The sequence below is a fragment of the Rhizobium sp. BE258 genome (genome assembly GCF_031457345.1).
Classification (GTDB): Bacteria; Pseudomonadota; Alphaproteobacteria; order Rhizobiales; family Rhizobiaceae; genus Rhizobium.
In genome coordinates this window covers 160,783-176,540 of sequence record NZ_JAVDWL010000012.1, presented here as the reverse complement: position 1 = coordinate 176,540, position 15,758 = coordinate 160,783, and the positions used below count along the sequence as shown (strand labels likewise).

General features: G+C 62.1%; 15 protein-coding genes. 9 read left to right on the top strand and 6 right to left on the bottom strand.

The window, feature by feature from the left end; genetic code table 11:
• Positions 1-355: 355 nt before the first annotated feature.
• The 6 genes from J2X43_RS30725 to J2X43_RS30700 all read left to right on the top strand — a co-directional run bounded on the left by J2X43_RS30725 (position 356) and on the right by J2X43_RS30700 (position 6,297).
• Positions 356-709, top strand: coding sequence for a hypothetical protein (locus J2X43_RS30725; RefSeq protein WP_112389927.1), 354 nt, complete (start codon positions 356-358; stop codon positions 707-709).
• 134 nt (positions 710-843) lie between these two features.
• Entirely contained in the window at positions 844-1,593 is a 750-nt protein-coding gene (locus J2X43_RS30720) for a GntR family transcriptional regulator (RefSeq protein WP_112389928.1), read from the top strand.
• Positions 1,594-1,639: 46 nt separating this feature from the next.
• A complete protein-coding gene (locus tag J2X43_RS30715; RefSeq protein WP_310301380.1) occupies positions 1,640-3,184 on the top strand; it encodes a putative N-acetylmannosamine-6-phosphate 2-epimerase in 1,545 nt (514 codons plus the stop codon).
• Between the two features lie 43 nt (positions 3,185-3,227).
• On the top strand, positions 3,228-4,553 hold the full coding sequence (locus tag J2X43_RS30710) for an extracellular solute-binding protein (protein ID WP_112389930.1): 1,326 nt from the start codon (positions 3,228-3,230) through the stop codon (positions 4,551-4,553).
• 53 nt (positions 4,554-4,606) lie between these two features.
• Positions 4,607-5,479: a carbohydrate ABC transporter permease gene (locus tag J2X43_RS30705; protein ID WP_112389931.1), complete on the top strand. Its 873-nt coding sequence runs from the start codon at positions 4,607-4,609 to the stop codon at positions 5,477-5,479.
• The gene (locus J2X43_RS30700) at positions 5,476-6,297 is read left to right on the top strand and encodes a carbohydrate ABC transporter permease (RefSeq protein ID WP_112389932.1); all 822 of its coding nucleotides are present in this window, start codon (positions 5,476-5,478) and stop codon (positions 6,295-6,297) included. The genes J2X43_RS30705 and J2X43_RS30700 overlap by 4 nt, the downstream gene beginning before the upstream one ends.
• 68 nt (positions 6,298-6,365) lie before the next feature.
• Here the strand turns inward: J2X43_RS30700 and J2X43_RS30695 are convergent, their stop codons facing one another.
• The gene (locus J2X43_RS30695; protein ID WP_112389933.1) at positions 6,366-7,262 is read right to left on the bottom strand and encodes a fructose bisphosphate aldolase; all 897 of its coding nucleotides are present in this window, start codon (positions 7,260-7,262) and stop codon (positions 6,366-6,368) included.
• Between the two features lie 396 nt (positions 7,263-7,658).
• On the opposite strand from J2X43_RS30695, the gene J2X43_RS30690 reads away from it, so the two are divergent.
• Genes J2X43_RS30690 through J2X43_RS30680 form a run of 3 tightly spaced genes read left to right on the top strand, consistent with a single transcriptional unit; the run spans position 7,659 to position 10,167 of the window.
• On the top strand, positions 7,659-8,504 hold the full coding sequence (locus J2X43_RS30690) for an NADPH-dependent oxidoreductase (protein ID WP_112389934.1): 846 nt from the start codon (positions 7,659-7,661) through the stop codon (positions 8,502-8,504).
• Between the two features lie 55 nt (positions 8,505-8,559).
• On the top strand, positions 8,560-9,630 hold the full coding sequence (locus tag J2X43_RS30685; protein ID WP_112389935.1) for an LLM class flavin-dependent oxidoreductase: 1,071 nt from the start codon (positions 8,560-8,562) through the stop codon (positions 9,628-9,630).
• 45 nt (positions 9,631-9,675) lie between these two features.
• Positions 9,676-10,167 carry an Lrp/AsnC family transcriptional regulator gene (locus J2X43_RS30680; RefSeq protein WP_112389936.1) on the top strand — a complete coding sequence of 164 codons (492 nt, stop codon included), beginning with the start codon at positions 9,676-9,678 and terminating at the stop codon, positions 10,165-10,167.
• On the opposite strand, the gene J2X43_RS30675 is transcribed toward J2X43_RS30680, so the two are convergent.
• From J2X43_RS30675 to J2X43_RS30655, 5 genes are all read right to left on the bottom strand, one after another.
• Positions 10,153-11,541 carry an FAD/NAD(P)-binding protein gene (locus tag J2X43_RS30675; protein ID WP_112389937.1) on the bottom strand — a complete coding sequence of 463 codons (1,389 nt, stop codon included), beginning with the start codon at positions 11,539-11,541 and terminating at the stop codon, positions 10,153-10,155. The genes J2X43_RS30680 and J2X43_RS30675 overlap by 15 nt on opposite strands.
• A gap of 79 nt (positions 11,542-11,620) precedes the next feature.
• On the bottom strand, positions 11,621-12,940 hold the full coding sequence (locus J2X43_RS30670; protein ID WP_310301371.1) for an LLM class flavin-dependent oxidoreductase: 1,320 nt from the start codon (positions 12,938-12,940) through the stop codon (positions 11,621-11,623).
• Between the two features lie 141 nt (positions 12,941-13,081).
• Positions 13,082-13,678: a 2-hydroxychromene-2-carboxylate isomerase gene (locus tag J2X43_RS30665; protein ID WP_112389939.1), complete on the bottom strand. Its 597-nt coding sequence runs from the start codon at positions 13,676-13,678 to the stop codon at positions 13,082-13,084.
• Between the two features lie 2 nt (positions 13,679-13,680).
• Complete coding sequence (locus J2X43_RS30660; protein ID WP_112389940.1) at positions 13,681-14,754, bottom strand: LLM class flavin-dependent oxidoreductase; 1,074 nt, start codon at positions 14,752-14,754, stop codon at positions 13,681-13,683.
• Between the two features lie 9 nt (positions 14,755-14,763).
• A complete protein-coding gene (locus J2X43_RS30655) occupies positions 14,764-15,696 on the bottom strand; it encodes an ABC transporter substrate-binding protein (protein ID WP_405049669.1) in 933 nt (310 codons plus the stop codon).
• Between the last annotated feature and the right edge of the window lie 62 nt (positions 15,697-15,758).

The following is a 15,758-nucleotide window of genomic DNA, read 5'->3' as shown; positions in this document are numbered from 1 at the left end:
AATCCCATCTGCAATCTCCCAGACGTCATTCAGACCCGGGGAGTGTGACATTCCAACTTTGCAGAAACAGGACATTCTAACTTTGCGGCTACACATCAAAATCGCATAATCTATCTTATGGAACTAGCGGTCGACTATCTAATTGCAAGGTCAGCATCCAAGACAATGACGGGCCTGTCGATGACAAGAGGGTATAATGCGCTGTTAGCGGCGACGTCCCAGCAATGTCGCTCGAAGCGGCCACCGCAGAGGCTTTGAGTCAAGCCCACGTTTCGCTCACCCAATCCCAGCCATGAGTTCGCCACGAATGCCGTTTTATCGTGCCTGCGCAAAAGACAGGATTCGAGACCCATTCATGATCAAACGCACCAAAATTGCCCTTGGCGCACTGCTTGCGGTGAGCGCTTTCATTTCAACGGCCGGCTTCGCCTCGGCGCAGTATTACGACGAATACGGCCGGGCACCCCCTCCGCGCTTCGCTCCCCAACAGGATTGGAACAGGCCGCCCCCGCCGCCACCCGGCTATGGCCGCCCGTCGCGTGGCTGCGATCCACGCCTGGCTGAAGACCGCGCCCGGGACTTTGGTTTCCGGCGCGCGCATGTCGTCGACATCACGCCGCGCCGCGTGGTCGTTCAGGGCTGGACGCGCCGCGGCCCGGATGAAATCAGCTTTGCCAATGCGCGCGGCTGCCCGGCTCTCCGCCGTTAACATAACCGAGCTGACTCCCTTCGCGGCGTCAGCTCTCCCCTGCCGCCAATGCGCTCTTGCCATTCCTTCGTGCCCGGAAGATAATACCAGTATAAGTCCAGAGGATTTTTTACAGGGAAGTTGGCGGAATTTTTATGCCCGAGAGCCAGGTCGTCACCGCCATCGAGAAATCTCTGGCGCAAATCCCCCTCGATATTCCCTTGTACAAGCGGCTGAAGCTGGCGATCGAACAGGCCATCCAGACCCAGGCCTTTCAATCCGGGAGCGTGCTGCCCGGCGAACGTGTGATTGCCGGTTCCCTGTCGCTCTCACGGGTTACCGTCCGCAAAGCCCTCTCCCTTCTCGAACAGGAAGGACTGCTCAGCCGCCGGCACGGCTCGAAGACGGAAATCGGATCGCGTGTCGAAAAGTCGATGTCGACGCTGACGAGCTTCTCGGAAGACATCAGCGCCCGCGGGCAAGTGCCTGGATGTATTTGGATATCGAAGCAGATCAGCCGTGCGTCCTCCACCGAGATGATGGCGCTCGGCATTGCCGGAAACGCCAATGTCATCCGGATGAAACGGGTTCGAACGGCTAACGGACTTCCGATCGCTGTGGAAACGTCGGTCGTCCCGGTGCGCTTCGTTCCCTCCCCCGACCTGATCGACCAATCGCTCTATACCGTTCTCCAGGACCGTGGTTTCATGCCCGAGCGCGCGGTCCAGCGCATGCGGTCGCGTGCCGCGTCAGCCGACGACGCAGTTCACCTGAATTGCGATCCCGGCGCGCCCCTTCTTGTCACCGAGCGCCGGTGCTTCCTGGCAGACGGCCAGATCGTCGAGCTCTGCGAGACGCGGTACAAGGGCGAGGTCTACGACTTCGTCTTCGAATTGCAGCGATAATACCAGTTATAAACTGGTTGCCATCTGGTATTTTAAAGATATCGTGATGCCCGAGATGGAGCATCCCGTGCAGCGCGAAGACCTCAAGAACAGCCTCATCGTTTCCTGCCAGCCGGTTCCCGATGGCCCGATGGATGATGCCCGGTTCGTCATCGGTTTTGCAAATGCGGCTGCAGCCGCGGGTGCTGCGGCAGTGCGCATCGAATCCGTCGATTATGTGAAGGCTGCCCGCCCGCATGTCGCCGTGCCGATTATCGGCATCGTCAAGCGCGATCTCGATGGCAGCCCGGTGCGCATCACGCCCTTCGTTGCCGATGTGGAGGCGCTTGCCGATGCCGGTGCCGATATCATCGCGTTCGACGCCACGGACCGTATCCGCCCCGCTTCGATCGATGCCCTGATTGCTGCGGCCAAGAACAGGGGCAAGCTGACGATGGCCGACTGTTCCTCGCTCGAGGATGCCAGACGGGCGCTCGCCGCCGGTGTCGATTTCGTCGGGACGACCCTGTCGGGCTATGTCGGCGGACCGGAGCCAATCGAACCCGATATCGCGCTGATTGCTGCCATGCGCGCACTCACCCCCTTCGTGATCGCGGAGGGCCGCATCCGCACGCCGGAACAGGCTGAACAGGCCGCTGCCGCCGGCGCCCTTGCCGTCGTGGTCGGCTCGGCGATCACCCGCACGGAACATGCGACAGCTTGGTTCCATGAGGCCGTAGCGGCCGCATTTTCCGCTCGCGAGGCTAATAGCAGGCCAGTGCTTGCCATCGACATCGGCGGCACCAAGACCATCGCAGCTCTGGTCCAGGGCCGAGAGGTTATAGACCAACGCGTGGTCCCGACGCTGCGCGATCAAGGACCCGACGCCTGGCTTGACGCCATTGCCGCCGAGATTGACGGATGGCGCGGCCAATTCTCGCATGCAGGCATTGCCGTCACCGGTTTCGTCGAGGATGGCTGCTGGTCGGCGATGAACCCGGTGACGCTCGGAATTCCGGACAATTATCCGCTGATTGAACTCTCCGCCGCCCGGCTCGGCACGCCGGTTTCAGCCATTAACGATGCCCAGGCGGCCGCCTGGGGGGAGTACCAGTTCGGTGCGGGCAAGGGAGAGGATATCGTCTTCCTGACTATCTCCACCGGCATCGGCGGCGGTATCGTCGCCAATGGCAAGCTTCTGCCGGGCCTTGCCGGTCATTTCGGCTTGACCCGCATCGCCTCGCATGGGGCCGAGCCTCTTGAAGATACGACCTCGGGCCTCTGGATCGCCGGACAGGCGAAGCGCGCCGGACATGAGGCGGACGCCGTCACGGTCTTTACCGAAGCCGCGGCCGGATCGGCATGGGCGACAGCCATCGTCGAAGAATCCGCCGCCCAGGTCGCGCTGCTCTGCCGGGATATCAAGCTGATGTTCGACCCCCGGCGCATTGTGATCGGCGGCGGCATTGGCCTCGCTCCCGGCTATCTCGATCGGGTGCGCGGTCACGTCGCTGACCTCAGATCAAGGATCAGGCCCGAGCTCGCCGCCGCTGAACTCGGCAGTCACGCAGGCATTATCGGCGTTGCCGACCTTGCGCGGCAGCACCGCTGAAGACCACCGAATGAACAAACCAAAACAAAGAAAGGGAACAACGATGAAACTGCAAAAGATAATCGCTCCGGCTCTCGCCGCGCTTCTTGCGAGTGCCGCCCTGCCAGGTCTCGCCAATGCAACGGTGACCGTGCTCGGATGGCCCGGCGGATCGGAAGAAACGGCGCTGCGCGGGACCGTCGACGCCTATAACAAGACCGCTGCCGATGCCGACAAGGTCGAACTGCTGTTCTTCAACCGCGATGGCTTCTACGACAAGCTGCAGGCCGATATGGCAGCCGGTTCGAGCGCCTTCGACATCAACCTCGTCGCCACCTATTCGATCGGCCGTTACGCGCCCTACATGGAGCCGGTCGATCTCGGACCGGATGCCGCCAAGGTCTTCGGTGATTCCGTTCTCAAGACGATGCAGTTCGACGGCAAGCAGTATGGCGTGCCGACCGACCTTTCGCTTCACTTCATGTACTACCGCAAGGACCTGATCGACGCGCTGCTAAAGGACGATGCGGCGAAGAAGACCTATTCCGAGCTCGCCAAGAAGGTTCTCGGCAAGGATCTGCAGCCGAAGGATCCAGACAGCTGGACCTGGGACGACTGGGCGGCGACCGCACTCTACTTCTCGAAGCAGGCCAATCCCGATAGCCCGGTTCGCTATGGCACCGTGCTGCAGATGAAGAACCTGCTCTTCAACATGATGGTCTTCCAGTCCCTGCCGCGATCCTATGGTGGAGACTGGATGGATGCCAGCGGCAATGTGACGGTCGATTCCGACGCCTACAAGACCGGATTGCAGCTCTACAAGACGCTCTATGATGCCGGTGCCTCGCCGAAGGATTCGCTAAGCTACGAATATCCGGAAACCAACGCCGCCTTTGCCGCCGGTCAGGCAGCCACTGCGCTGCAGTGGAACGCCGCGGCCGCCGACCTGACCAATGCCGAGAAGTCTCCGGCTGTGGCCGGCGTTACCGGCATCGTCGCGCCGCCGGCCGGCCCGAACGGCCGCGCCGATCATATCCACGGCCTTGGTCTTGGCCTCAACAAGAATGCCAAGAACAAGGAAGGCGCCGTCAAGTTCCTGAAATGGCTGGCAACCGAAGATGCGGCGTTGACCTATGCCCGCGGCGGCGGTTCGCCGGCATTGACGCCCGAGGTCGTGGCGAAGATCGCTTCGGAGCGGCCCGATCTCGTCAAGCTTGGCAAATTCGCCAGCAAATACGGCTATGTCATGAACGGCGCCACCTCGGCCAATGCACTCTCCGTCTATGAGCTGCAGGCCAGGGAATTCACCGGCTACTGGTCGGGCCAGCAGAGCCTTGAGGATGCGCTTGCCCATACAAAGGCCGGCATGCAGGATCTCCTCAAGAAGTAACCTTGTACCGGATGCCGGGTGAGCCCGGCATCCCTCCCATCCGGCGGACCGCAATGGCTATCGTATCACGTGCCGAAGGCAGGGCTTATCTGGCGCCGCTGATCGGCTTCCTGCTGCTCTTCCTGGGCTTTCCGGCCCTCGTCAACCTGGTCTATTCGGTCTCGACCGTCAGCTTCCAGAATCTGCGCAGCCCCACGATCACGGGCTTCGGGAACTATCTTGCAGTCATCCAGGATCGCGGCTTCTGGCAGGCGACCTTCTTTTCCTTCCGCTTCGGCATGCTGACGGCAATTGCAGAATGTGTGATCGGCCTGTTTCTGGCGATCTTCCTCGCGCCGCTGCTGGCGAAGCGCTCGGCTCTGATGGCCCCGCTGATGCTGCCTCTAATGGTCGCGCCTGCGATGATCGGCCTGATGTACCGGCTCGTGCTGCATGAATTCGCTGGACCGGTGCCCTACTATCTTTTTCTGTGGTTCGGCGACAGCCCTGCCTTTCTCGACGTCAACAATGCCTTCAAGACGCTTGTCGTCATCGAAACGCTGCAGTGGACGCCATTCGCCTTTCTGCTCTTCTACGTCGCATATTCGGCCATTCCGCTCGATGTCCGCGAGGCAGCTGCGCTCGACGGTGCATCGGCTTGGCGTATCCTGTGGTGGATCGACCTGCCGCTGATGATGCCGACGCTGGTCATCGCCTTCTTCATCCGTTTCATCGACGGTTTCCGCGTGTTCGACAATGTCTACGCGCTGACCGGAAGCGGCGCCGGCGGCTCCACCACGTCGCTGTCCATCTATATCTATCAGTCCTTCTTCAAGGATGGCTCGATCGGCAAGGCCGTGGCCGCTTCGGTCGTGCTCTTCGTCGCGTCGCTTGCCGTGCTTCACGGCCTGAACTGGCTCGCCGGGCGCCGGAGGAAAGCAACATGATCAACGCTCTTCGCTGGACCGTCTTCGCCATTGCCGCGGCGGCGATGAACTTCCCGATCATCGTAACCCTCGTCACCTCGTTCAAGAACGCCCGCGAGCTTTCCAGCAATGCCGGCCTGTGGATCAGCGAGCCAACGCTTGCGAACTATGCAAGCATCCTGACGCAGACGGATCGCTTCAACATCTATTCCTACCTGCTGAACAGCACGATCGCCGCTGTGCTCGGAACCGGGCTTGCGATCCTTCTCTGCCTGCCTGCAGCCTATGCGATTGCCCGCAGCGAGGTGGGGCGGCGGGTGCTGATGCCGCTGGTGATCAACCTGCGCGCCGTTCCGCTAATCATCTTCGCGATCCCGCTTTACATGATGTATCAGTGGCTGGGTCTCCTCGACACCCAGATCGGCCTTGGCCTGATCCTGACGATCGTCAACATCCCGCTTGCGCTCGTCATGCTGGTCAACGCCATCAATGACGTGCCGCTGGAACTCGACGAGGCTGCACGGATCGACGGCGCTTCGTCGCTTCAGGCGATGGTCAGCGTCATCACGCCGGTGATCCGTCCAGCGCTCGTCACCGCATTCATCTTCGGGTTCATCACCGCCTGGAACGAATTCCTGTTCGGCCTGATGCTGACGACCAACAAGGCCGTGCCGATGACGGTCGGCGCCTCCTTTTTCTTCGCCGCCAGCGGCGGCGGCGTGCAATGGGGCGTGGCCTCGGCCGTCATGGCGCTCGGCGCGCTTCCGCCCGCCTTGCTCGGCCTTCTCATGTACCGGCAAATCTCCGGCTCGATGACTGCAGGCGCTGTGAAGGGATAGATTAACGGCGGATCTGCGCCGCTCCTTTTTGAAGCAGCGCAGCCCGTGCCAAGATTTGCTGCAGGCGCCTAGATTTTCGTGGCGCTCGCTGTGTAGATCTGGTCGATGGTCCTGGCGAGACTGGAATCGAACTCCGCGTCGCTCATCGTCACCCGTAGATCCTCCGTCAGGGCGCGAGAGAAGCTGGCGATCATGCCGTGGTTGTGGCTGAGCTTTTCGCAGGCGTCGGCACGGCTGTATCCGCCCGAAAGCGCCACGACCCGGGCAACGGACTTGTGGTCGATGAGCGGCTTGTAGATATCCGCAACCGTCGGGATGGTCAGCTTGATCATGACCCGCTCGCCGGACGGCAGCGCATCCAGCTCGCGGCTGATTTCCTCGAGGAGAATAGCTTCGGCTTCCTGCTTGGTCGGGCTCTTGATAGAGACCTCAGGCTCGATAATCGGCACCAGGCCATAGCCGAGGATCTGCCGGCCGATCGCGAATTGCTGCTTGACGACGGCGGCGATGCCGGCGCGGTCGGCGTTGGCGATCACCGAGCGCATCTTCGTCCCGAAGATCCCCTTCTTCACGGCGCGATCAAGCAGCGCATCCAGATCAGGCATAGGCTTCATCACCTGCACACCGTTTTCTTCGGCAGCAAGGCCCTTGTCGACCTTGAGAAACGGCACCAAGCCCCGCTCCTCCCAGAGAAACGAAGGAACCGCCTTTCCTCTGGCTTCCCCATCCATGGTCTTCTCGAAGAGGATAGCGCCGATCACCTTATCGCCGGAGAAGGCGGGAGCGGTCATGATCCGGACGCGCATCTCGTGCATGAGGCGGAACATCTCCTCCTCGCTGCCATAATCGCTGTCGGCAATGCCGTAGAGACGCAGGGCGCCAGGCGTCGATCCGCCGCTCTGGTCGAGAGCGGCGATGAAACCTGCCTTGCCGGTCATCTGCGACATCATTTCTGCATCTGCCATTGTTCTCTCCCCATCGCGCTGCGTTTCACGCGCGCTTTTTGCTCGATTTCAAACGGCTATTGTCATCGAGACGGCCGAACCGTCCCAATGAGACAACGTCGCATATTTCGCAGCGAGTGCAATCATATCTCTCGAAAAGATGATAAACGATCGCGCCGATACGGAATGCCGGATGACGCGAAGCGGCGCGTCCGGTCTCGATCAGATCCCCCAGCGCATCGCCAATGCCGTCATGCGTGCTCATCGCGATCAGATCAGGTTGATCGAAAAATAATCTATAGAAATTATATTCTATTTCGGGAGCGTTGAAGGAACTTTTGTAATTGGAAAGCCCGCGCCCGAGCGGGCATGGTCCCGGCAGTCCGTGCCATCGCTGCACCGCCCGAGGAGATGTGAATGACTTTGTCCGCGCCTGTCACGCCGGATCACAACAGGCTGACTGCACTGGCCGCCAGCCGCTATCGTAACGGACAGACGCTGTCGGGCCCGTGGAACGAAGCGCTCGAGGCAATCCTGTCCCACCGCAGCGTCCGCGACTATCGTCCGCAGGCCGTCCCGGCTGATGTCATCGATATCGCTGTGGCGGCGGCGCAGTCGGCGGCCAGCTCTTCGAACCTGCAGGCCTGGAGCGTGATTGCCGTCGAGGACAAGGATATCAAGGACAGGCTGAACGCCGTCGCCGGCAATCAGCGGCAGATTACGCAAGCGCCACTTCTCCTGGTCTGGCTTGCCGATCTTGCCCGGCCGCGCAGCATCGCCGAGGAACAGGGCGGCCCTGCCGAAGGTCTCGACTATGTGGAAAGCTTTCTGCTCGGGGTCATCGATGCCGCCCTTGCGGCACAAAATGCCGTCGTCGCTTTGGAATCCCTTGGCTTCGGCACCTGTTATATCGGCGCCATCCGCAACGACCCGGACGCGGTATCGCAGGCCCTGGGGCTGCCTGACGGGGTGTTCCCCGTTTTCGGGCTGACCGTCGGCTATCCCGATCCCGCCCGTCCTGCGGATGTCAAACCACGTCTCGCCCAGCCGGCGGTCGTTCATCGCAACCGCTACGATCCGTCCGCGCATCGTGCCTTTCTTGGCGACTACAATCAGGCGCTCTCAACATTCCAGGCGGAACAGTCCATGCCGAGGATCGACTGGACCGAGCAGGTCGGAAAGCGCATCGGCACTGTCGCTGCGCTCAATGGCAGGCACGTGCTGAAGAGCGTTATTCGCAAGCTCGGCTTTCCGCTCAAATAAGCCGCGCCGCCCGGCCATCCGATACAATCACTTAGATCGACAAGCAGGCAGACGCATGACCGATAGTTCCGAATTCCTCTGGTACATCCCCAACGATGTCACAGCCGGCCACCGCGGCGACAGCGCGACCGTCAATCACAACAGTTTGGAGACGCTGACGGAACACGCCCGCGCGCTTGAAGATCATGGTTGGAAGGGTGCGCTGATCGGTACTGGCTGGGGGCGGCCCGACACGTTCACCGTCGCAGCCGCGCTGACGGCACGCACGGCAACCTTCGAGCCGCTGATCGCCATTCGCCCCGGCTATTGGCGCCCGGCGAATTTCGCCTCGGCTGCGGCCACGCTCGACCACCTGAGCAGCGGGCGCGTCCGCGTCAACATCGTCTCCGGCCAGGACAATCTTGCGGCCTACGGCGACAGCGAGGGCGATCAGGCGCACCGCTATGCCCGCACGAAGGAATTCATGCGCCTCGTCCGCCGCCTGTGGACCGAAGAGAACGTCACCGCTGCAGGCGAGCATTTCAGCGTCGAAGGCTCCACCGTTCAGCCGCGCATTGCAGAGCGCGCCGGGCGCCGCCATCCCAAGCTCTATTTCGGCGGCGCCTCCGAGGCCGCCGAGAAAGTGGCGGCCACCGAGGCCGACGTCCAGCTTTTCTGGGGAGAGCCGCTCGACGGCGTGAAGGAGCGCATCGAAAGGCTGAAGGCGCTGAGCCGCGACCTCGACCGCGATCTCGCACCGCTGGAATTCGGCCTGAGGATCACGACCCTCGTCAGGGATACGCGGGAGGAAGCCTGGGCCGACGCCGAAAAGAAGGTTGCCGAAATGGCGGCCGGCCAGGGCGGCAACTGGCAGGACCATCGCCGCACCGTCGCCGTCGGCCAGCGCCGCCTGCTGGAGCTCCATGAACGTGGCGATGTGCTCGACGACAATCTCTACACCGCGCCGGGCAAATTTGGCGGCGGCGGCGCGGGCACGACCTGGCTCGTCGGCTCAGCCGAAGACGTCGCAGCCTCGCTGCGCAAATACGAGGCGCTCGGCATCACGCATTTCGTGCTGTCGGACACGCCTTATCTCGGAGAGATCAGGCGGCAGGGAGACAAGCTTCTGCCGCTGCTGAGGCGGTAGAGGCAGTCAAACTGCGAACGGCGAACCGGCAAGCCAGAGGACAATATGGATAGAGTCGACCGCAAGATTTTGGCGCAACTGCAGAACAATGCGGACATTCCCGGCCCCGAGCTTGCAAAGGCCGTCGGCATATCGACCACGCCCTGCTGGCGCCGGGTGCAGAAGCTCGAGGAAGAAAAGATCATCCGCCGCCGGGTGGCGCTTCTCGATGCGGCGAAGATCAACGCTGCGGTGACGGTCTTTGTCTCCATTCGCGTCAGGAGCCATTCTCCCGAGTGGCTGCGCCGGTTTTCCGAGGTCGTGGCGAGTTTCCCGGAAGTGGTCGAATTCTACCGCATGAGCGGCGATGTCGATTATCTGATGCGCGTCGTCGTGCCCGATGTGGCGGGCTATGACGCCTTCTACAAGCGGCTGGTGGCCAAGGTCGAGATCGGCGATGTCAGCTCGCGCTTTGCCATGCAGGAACTGAAATTCACCACCGAGCTTCCATTGTCCTACCTGCCGGTTGCCAATCCGAAGGCATCACGCGGGCGCTGAGTGGGCGACCGCAGCAGGAGATGCGACTGCCGCGACGACTTCGGACGCAACTGCGCGTGCCTGGACGCGAATATCGGGAACGGCGGTGATTTCCCAGAACTGCCCGGCCGTCAGCGCGCCGACAGCATAGACTTGCGCATTGACGGCGACGTCCCCGATCACCTTCGAACCGTGGTCGACGGCGATGCCGAGCCCCCGCGGATCGGCCTTGATGAGGCCCTGACGCCTCATCTCCGCAAGAAGGGGAGAATGCGAGATCCCTGCCCTCTCGACGCCCGTACAATTGATCAGCCAACCGGTGTCGAGGCTCTCGATGTCCCGCGCCCCCTTCGGTCGATAGCTGATGGCGAGCCCGCCTTCGCGCCCGGCGACACCCGACAGAAAACCGGCATGGACAGCGACCTGGCCGCTCGTCAGCAACTGTTGGAACCGGGTGTGGACATCGGGCGCCACGCGATGACGGTGAATGTTCCACCATGGCAGCGCGTGACGGAGGAAACGACTGCGCTCGGAGGCCGGCAAGCGTGCCCACAGGGCCTGGGTGTGTGGGCGCAACCGGTCCATGACCGAGCGCCAATCACCAGCAACCCGGGCTTCCCTGCGCAGACGATGGAGAAGCGCGCTCATCGTTGCAGGCAGGGTCGCGGGATCGAAATCGGCCGGCGGCTCCGGCGTTTTCGCGTGGCCGTGCGGAACGAGGCCGCGCCTTGATAGAACGTCGATCTTGCCGCGAAAACCGCGGGCGTGGAGGGCCAGAACCTGGTCGATCATCGTCAGCCCGGAGCCGAGTATGCACACACGGTCATTAAGGCCGACCCGCCTCAGCCAGGACAGCCGCCACGGATTCTCGATCACCCTGTCCTTCGCCTCGCCGGACAAGCCGGAAATCTTCACCGGCAGCGGCGCATTGCCGACACCAAGACACAGCACGACGTTGCGCCCGGCGATCTCGCCGCCATTGTCGAGCAGAAAGCCGAGCGTGGCATTGTAGCGCTCGACGCAACCCGTCGCCTTGGCCCTGATGAAATCGACCTTGCATCGCGAGCGCTTGCTGCGCAGCAGGGCTGCAAGACTGTCGCGAACATAGAGGCCATAGTCCTGACGGGAGGCAAAGTCGCCTTCCCGGAGAGGCCGCTTTCGCTCCGCAAGCCATTCGACGAACCCGTCCGGCCTGTCGGGAAACAGGCTCATGCGGCCCGCAGGCACGTTCAACCGGTGAAGATAGAGTTCCGAGCGATAGGCCGTTCCGCGGCCAAAACCCGGATCATCGCCGATAACGGCAACCGTCGCCGTTACGGGAAGAAGTTCGATGAGGTTGCAGAGCGTTGCTATGGCCGAAAAACCGGACCCCACCAGTACCGCGTCGTAGATCATTCAAATCCCTCAAATGCCAAGAGCAAACGCATCCGGTGCAGATCGGGTTCCGGTAGAATTGGGCGCAGACCGCCCAGGGTCAAAGGTAACGGCTTTTCGGCCGCGGCAGCCCGAGATGATCGCGCAGCGTAGCGCCTTCATATTCCGAGCGGAATAGCCCGCGGCGCTGCAGCTCGGGAACAAGGCGATCGACAACGTCATCGAGCCCCTGCGGCAGATAGGGGAAGACGACGTTAAAACCGTCGGATCCGCGGCTTTGCAACCATTCCGCCATCTCGTCTGCGATTGTCGCCGGCGTTCCGACAAAGGCGAGGCCCGAATAGCCGCCATAGCGCTGCGCCAGCTGGCGAACGGTCAGCTGCTCCTGGCGGGCGAGCCTGATCACCTGCTCGCGGCCGCTCTTGCTGGCATTGGTTTCAGGCACATCAGGAAGCGGCTGGTCGGGATCGAATTTCGACGCGTCATGACCAAGTGCGATAGAAAGCGAGGCGATCGCGCTGTCGTAGTGAACCAGGCTGTCGAGGTCCGCGCGCTTGGCCTTCGCCTCTTCGATCGTGTCCGCGATCACCACAAATGCCGCCGGCAGGATCTTCAGGTGCCCCGGGTCGCGCCCAAGCGTGGCCATCCGCCCTTTGATATCGGCATAGAGCGCCTGTCCGGTGGCAAGATCGCGCGGCGCGCAGAAAACCACTTCGGCGGTCTCAGCGGCAAGCTGGCGGCCGGGCTCGGATTGTCCGGCCTGGACGATCACAGGCCAGCCCTGCGGCGGCCGGGCGATGTTGAGCGGGCCTCGCACCGAAAGTTCGGGGCCTTTGTGATTGAGGACATGCATTTTGGCGAGATCGAAATATTCGCCGCTTTTGACGTCGCGAATGAAGGCATCGTCCTCGAAACTGTCCCACAAGCCGGTAACGACATCGTAGAACTCACGGGCGCGTTCATAGCGCTCACCGTGGGCTACGTGCTCCTCAAGACCAAAATTGAGGGCAGCATCGGGATTGGCCGTCGTGACAATGTTCCAGCCGGCGCGGCCACCGCTGATATGATCGAGCGAGGCGAAGCGCCGCGCCACGTGATAGGGCTCGTCGAATGTCGTCGAGGCGGAGGCGACAAGGCCGATGCGGCTCGTCAGCGCCGCAAGCGCCGAGAGCAAGGTGAAAGGCTCGAAGGACGTCACCGTGTGACTGCGTTTCAACGCCTCATCCGGCATGTTCAAGACCGCGAGGTGGTCGGCCATGAAAAACGCATCGAACTTCGCGGCCTCGAGCTTCTGGGCGAAGGAGACGATATGCCCGAAGTTGAAATTGGCGTCCGGATAGGAGCCGGGATAGCGCCAGGCGCCGGTGTGGAGGCTGACGGGGCGCATGAAGGCGCCGAGGTGAAGCTGTTTCTCAGTCAATGAACCTGACCATGATTGCGGGCGGCCGAACGGGTTGCGGCTAGAGGAATTTGGCGACGGCACGAGGCCGGTTCAAGAGGCGTTTCGCACCGCTTCCCCTTCTATCGGATGGCAACGCAAATGCGCTCAGAACGCCCGCCGTCAGGGTCTGTCGCCCTCGAAATGCCTTTCCAGGAACGGCAAATTGTCCTGACCCCAATAGGTCTCGCCGTCATAGATGAATGTCGGGAAGCCGAAGACGCCGCTGTTTCGGGCGCGCTCCCGGTCGCGGCTCCATTTCTTCTGAACGTCGTCATCGCCTTGGCGCTTCAACAGTGCCTCGCCGTCAAAGCCTGCTCTGGTGACCACTTCGGCGCGGACCTCAGGCTTGCCGATATCGCGTGCGTCGGCCCAATAGGCCGCCTGCAGGGCGCGGGTGACGCCGACCCAGTCCTTGCCGTCGAGATAGGCAGCAATCACCAGAAAGGAGGCAGGCGTGGGATCGCCGAGTTCCGGGCGCTTGTCCAGCCAGATCGTCTTGCCGCGTACCTTTGCCCAGCGTTTCAGGTCTCTCATCCAGTAGGCGCGGCGGATTTCCGGCCGGTTGCGCGAGAAGATGCCGCCGTTTTCTTCGATGACAGTGGTCAGGAAGGGCTCGATCTCGACCTCATGCCGCCTGGCGATATCGGTGAAGGCATCGAGGCCGATATAGGACCAGGGAGAACCGATGGAGAAGAAATATTCGAGGGACTTGGTCATTGCTAATATCCTGATTTCAAAGATCTCACGTCACCGGCGCGCGGCGATAATGGCTGAAGCGCAGGGGCGCGCCAACCGAGTTCGGGACCGATCAGCGTCACGAAGTCGTGTAGGATCTGCCGGTAATCCTCGTCGATGAATTCATAGGGAAGTTCGAGACGGAATTCCTGAACATGCGGCAGGATCGGATCGGCGTGCAGCGCCTCCAGAATTTGGTCCGCGGTCCCGACGAGATCGCGGGCAAAGAGGGTCCGCCGTTCCCCTTGCGGCGAGAGCGTCCGCTCGTGACGGCCCGCGGCATAGGCGGCGTAGCGCTTTCGCGTCGCCGCGCTGGCGCTGTCGAAGGGAACGATGACCCTTCCGAGCGCCACCCGTCGGCCGGCGCCGCCGGACGTCTTGTAACGCTCAAGCTGCCGTCCCTGAGCGACGAAGAACGCATCGGTCTCCTCGCCCGTCGTCACATTGCCGATCAGAAGGTTGAAGCCGTTCTGCGCCGCCCAGGCAGCCGAGCGCAGCGACCCTCCACCATACCAGATGCGGTCGATCAGTCCCTTCGCATGGGGGTTGAGCCGCGGACGCTGCGGACCGAACGGCGTCTTGATCCGCGTCTCTTCGTCCCCGAGATAGCTGCCCTTCAGATTGTCAGCGAACCTCAATACGCGGGCATGCGAGAAATCGTGGCTTTCCCAGTCACCGTCGAAGGCAAGAGGCCCGATCAGATCGGCATGAAGCGGCCGTCCGGCGCTCAGGCCGACATTGAGCCGCCCCCTGGAGAGGACATCGACGGTCGAGAGATCTTCGGCCAGCCGGTAGGGACTTTCGTAGCCGATCGGGATGACGGCCGTGCCGAGCTCTATCCGGCTGGTGCGCTGGGTGGCCGCAGCGAGAAAGGCGGTCGCCGAGGAGATGCCCGGCTCCAGGTGTCTCTGCCTGACCCAGGCGCTGTTGAAACCGAGCTCTTCGCCATGCTTGAGAAGCTGAAGGGTCTCTTCGAGCCCGCGATTGGGATCGTCTTCGGGGTAGTTTCCGGGTGTCAGGAAACCGACATGTTTTATCGCGATGGAATTGCTGGTCATCTCTGGAACTCAGAATTTCGGCAAGCCGGGCGGGTTCGTCTCGGATGCGGGCAATGCTTCCTCCGACAGATGCCAGTGATCGAGGATCTTGGCATAGGTGCCATCCTTGATCAGACCGTTCGTCGCGATCGTAAGCGTATCGGCGATGCCGCTGCCCTTGCGCGTGGTGATCGCGACATCGGAGCGATCAGGCCAGCCGGCGCTCAGCGTTCCCACCCGCTTGATGTTCTTGTCGCGCGCCGCGATGAAGACGAGCTGCGCATGTGGCTGAACGATGACGTCTGCCCGGCCGGATTGCAGCGCCAGCAGACTTGCCGCCTCATCATCGAAATAGAGAAGTTCGATCGGCTTCAGACCGGCAGCGGTGTCCTCGTCGCTCCATTTGAGCAGGATCCGCTCCTGGTTGGTGCCGGCACCAACGATGATCCGGAGACCCGCAGCGTCCTTCGGCTCCTTTATGGAGGTGATGGCGCTGTCGCCCTTGACGAAGAAGCCATGCAGCCCCTTGCGGTAGGTGGAGAAATCGAACTTCTCCTTGCGCTGCTCGGTAACCCCGACGTTGGAAATCACCGCATCATATTTTCCGGAGACCAGGCCGAGCGGCCAGTCGATCCAGGCAACCGGAACGATCTCCAGCTCCAGCCCGAGGCTTTCGGCAATGGCACCGGCATATTCCGGATCGGCGCCGACAACCGTCTTCGCATCGGTGGCATAAGTCGCGAGTGGCGGTCCGCCGGGGCTGATCGCGACGGTAAATTTGCCCGGTGTCACGAAGGAAAAGTTCTTCGGGATCGAGGCGATCGCGGCCTCGTTCTTCGCCGCATGAACGCGCGCCGGCTGCTCGGGGCTCAGATCGAATTCGTCACCGGCATGCGCAGTGGCGAAGCCGGACAGCATCATTGCGCTCAAGAGCAGCGCCGGGCGCCAGGAAGCAATAGACATCATTTCAAATCTCCTGAAATCAAACGTGCGGACCGGCTCGCATCCCTCGCGCCGGTCCGCTC

Coding starts and splice junctions, on each gene's coding strand:
- J2X43_RS30725 (WP_112389927.1), top strand. CDS start 356: ATGATCAAACGCACCAAAATTGCCCTTGGCGCACTGCTTGCGGTGAGC.
- J2X43_RS30720 (WP_112389928.1), top strand. CDS start 844: ATGCCCGAGAGCCAGGTCGTCACCGCCATCGAGAAATCTCTGGCGCAA.
- J2X43_RS30715 (WP_310301380.1), top strand. CDS start 1,640: ATGCCCGAGATGGAGCATCCCGTGCAGCGCGAAGACCTCAAGAACAGC.
- J2X43_RS30710 (WP_112389930.1), top strand. CDS start 3,228: ATGAAACTGCAAAAGATAATCGCTCCGGCTCTCGCCGCGCTTCTTGCG.
- J2X43_RS30705 (WP_112389931.1), top strand. CDS start 4,607: ATGGCTATCGTATCACGTGCCGAAGGCAGGGCTTATCTGGCGCCGCTG.
- J2X43_RS30700 (WP_112389932.1), top strand. CDS start 5,476: ATGATCAACGCTCTTCGCTGGACCGTCTTCGCCATTGCCGCGGCGGCG.
- J2X43_RS30695 (WP_112389933.1), bottom strand. CDS start 7,262: ATGGCAGATGCAGAAATGATGTCGCAGATGACCGGCAAGGCAGGTTTC.
- J2X43_RS30690 (WP_112389934.1), top strand. CDS start 7,659: ATGACTTTGTCCGCGCCTGTCACGCCGGATCACAACAGGCTGACTGCA.
- J2X43_RS30685 (WP_112389935.1), top strand. CDS start 8,560: ATGACCGATAGTTCCGAATTCCTCTGGTACATCCCCAACGATGTCACA.
- J2X43_RS30680 (WP_112389936.1), top strand. CDS start 9,676: ATGGATAGAGTCGACCGCAAGATTTTGGCGCAACTGCAGAACAATGCG.
- J2X43_RS30675 (WP_112389937.1), bottom strand. CDS start 11,541: ATGATCTACGACGCGGTACTGGTGGGGTCCGGTTTTTCGGCCATAGCA.
- J2X43_RS30665 (WP_112389939.1), bottom strand. CDS start 13,678: ATGACCAAGTCCCTCGAATATTTCTTCTCCATCGGTTCTCCCTGGTCC.
- J2X43_RS30660 (WP_112389940.1), bottom strand. CDS start 14,754: ATGACCAGCAATTCCATCGCGATAAAACATGTCGGTTTCCTGACACCC.
- J2X43_RS30655 (WP_405049669.1), bottom strand. CDS start 15,696: ATGTCTATTGCTTCCTGGCGCCCGGCGCTGCTCTTGAGCGCAATGATG.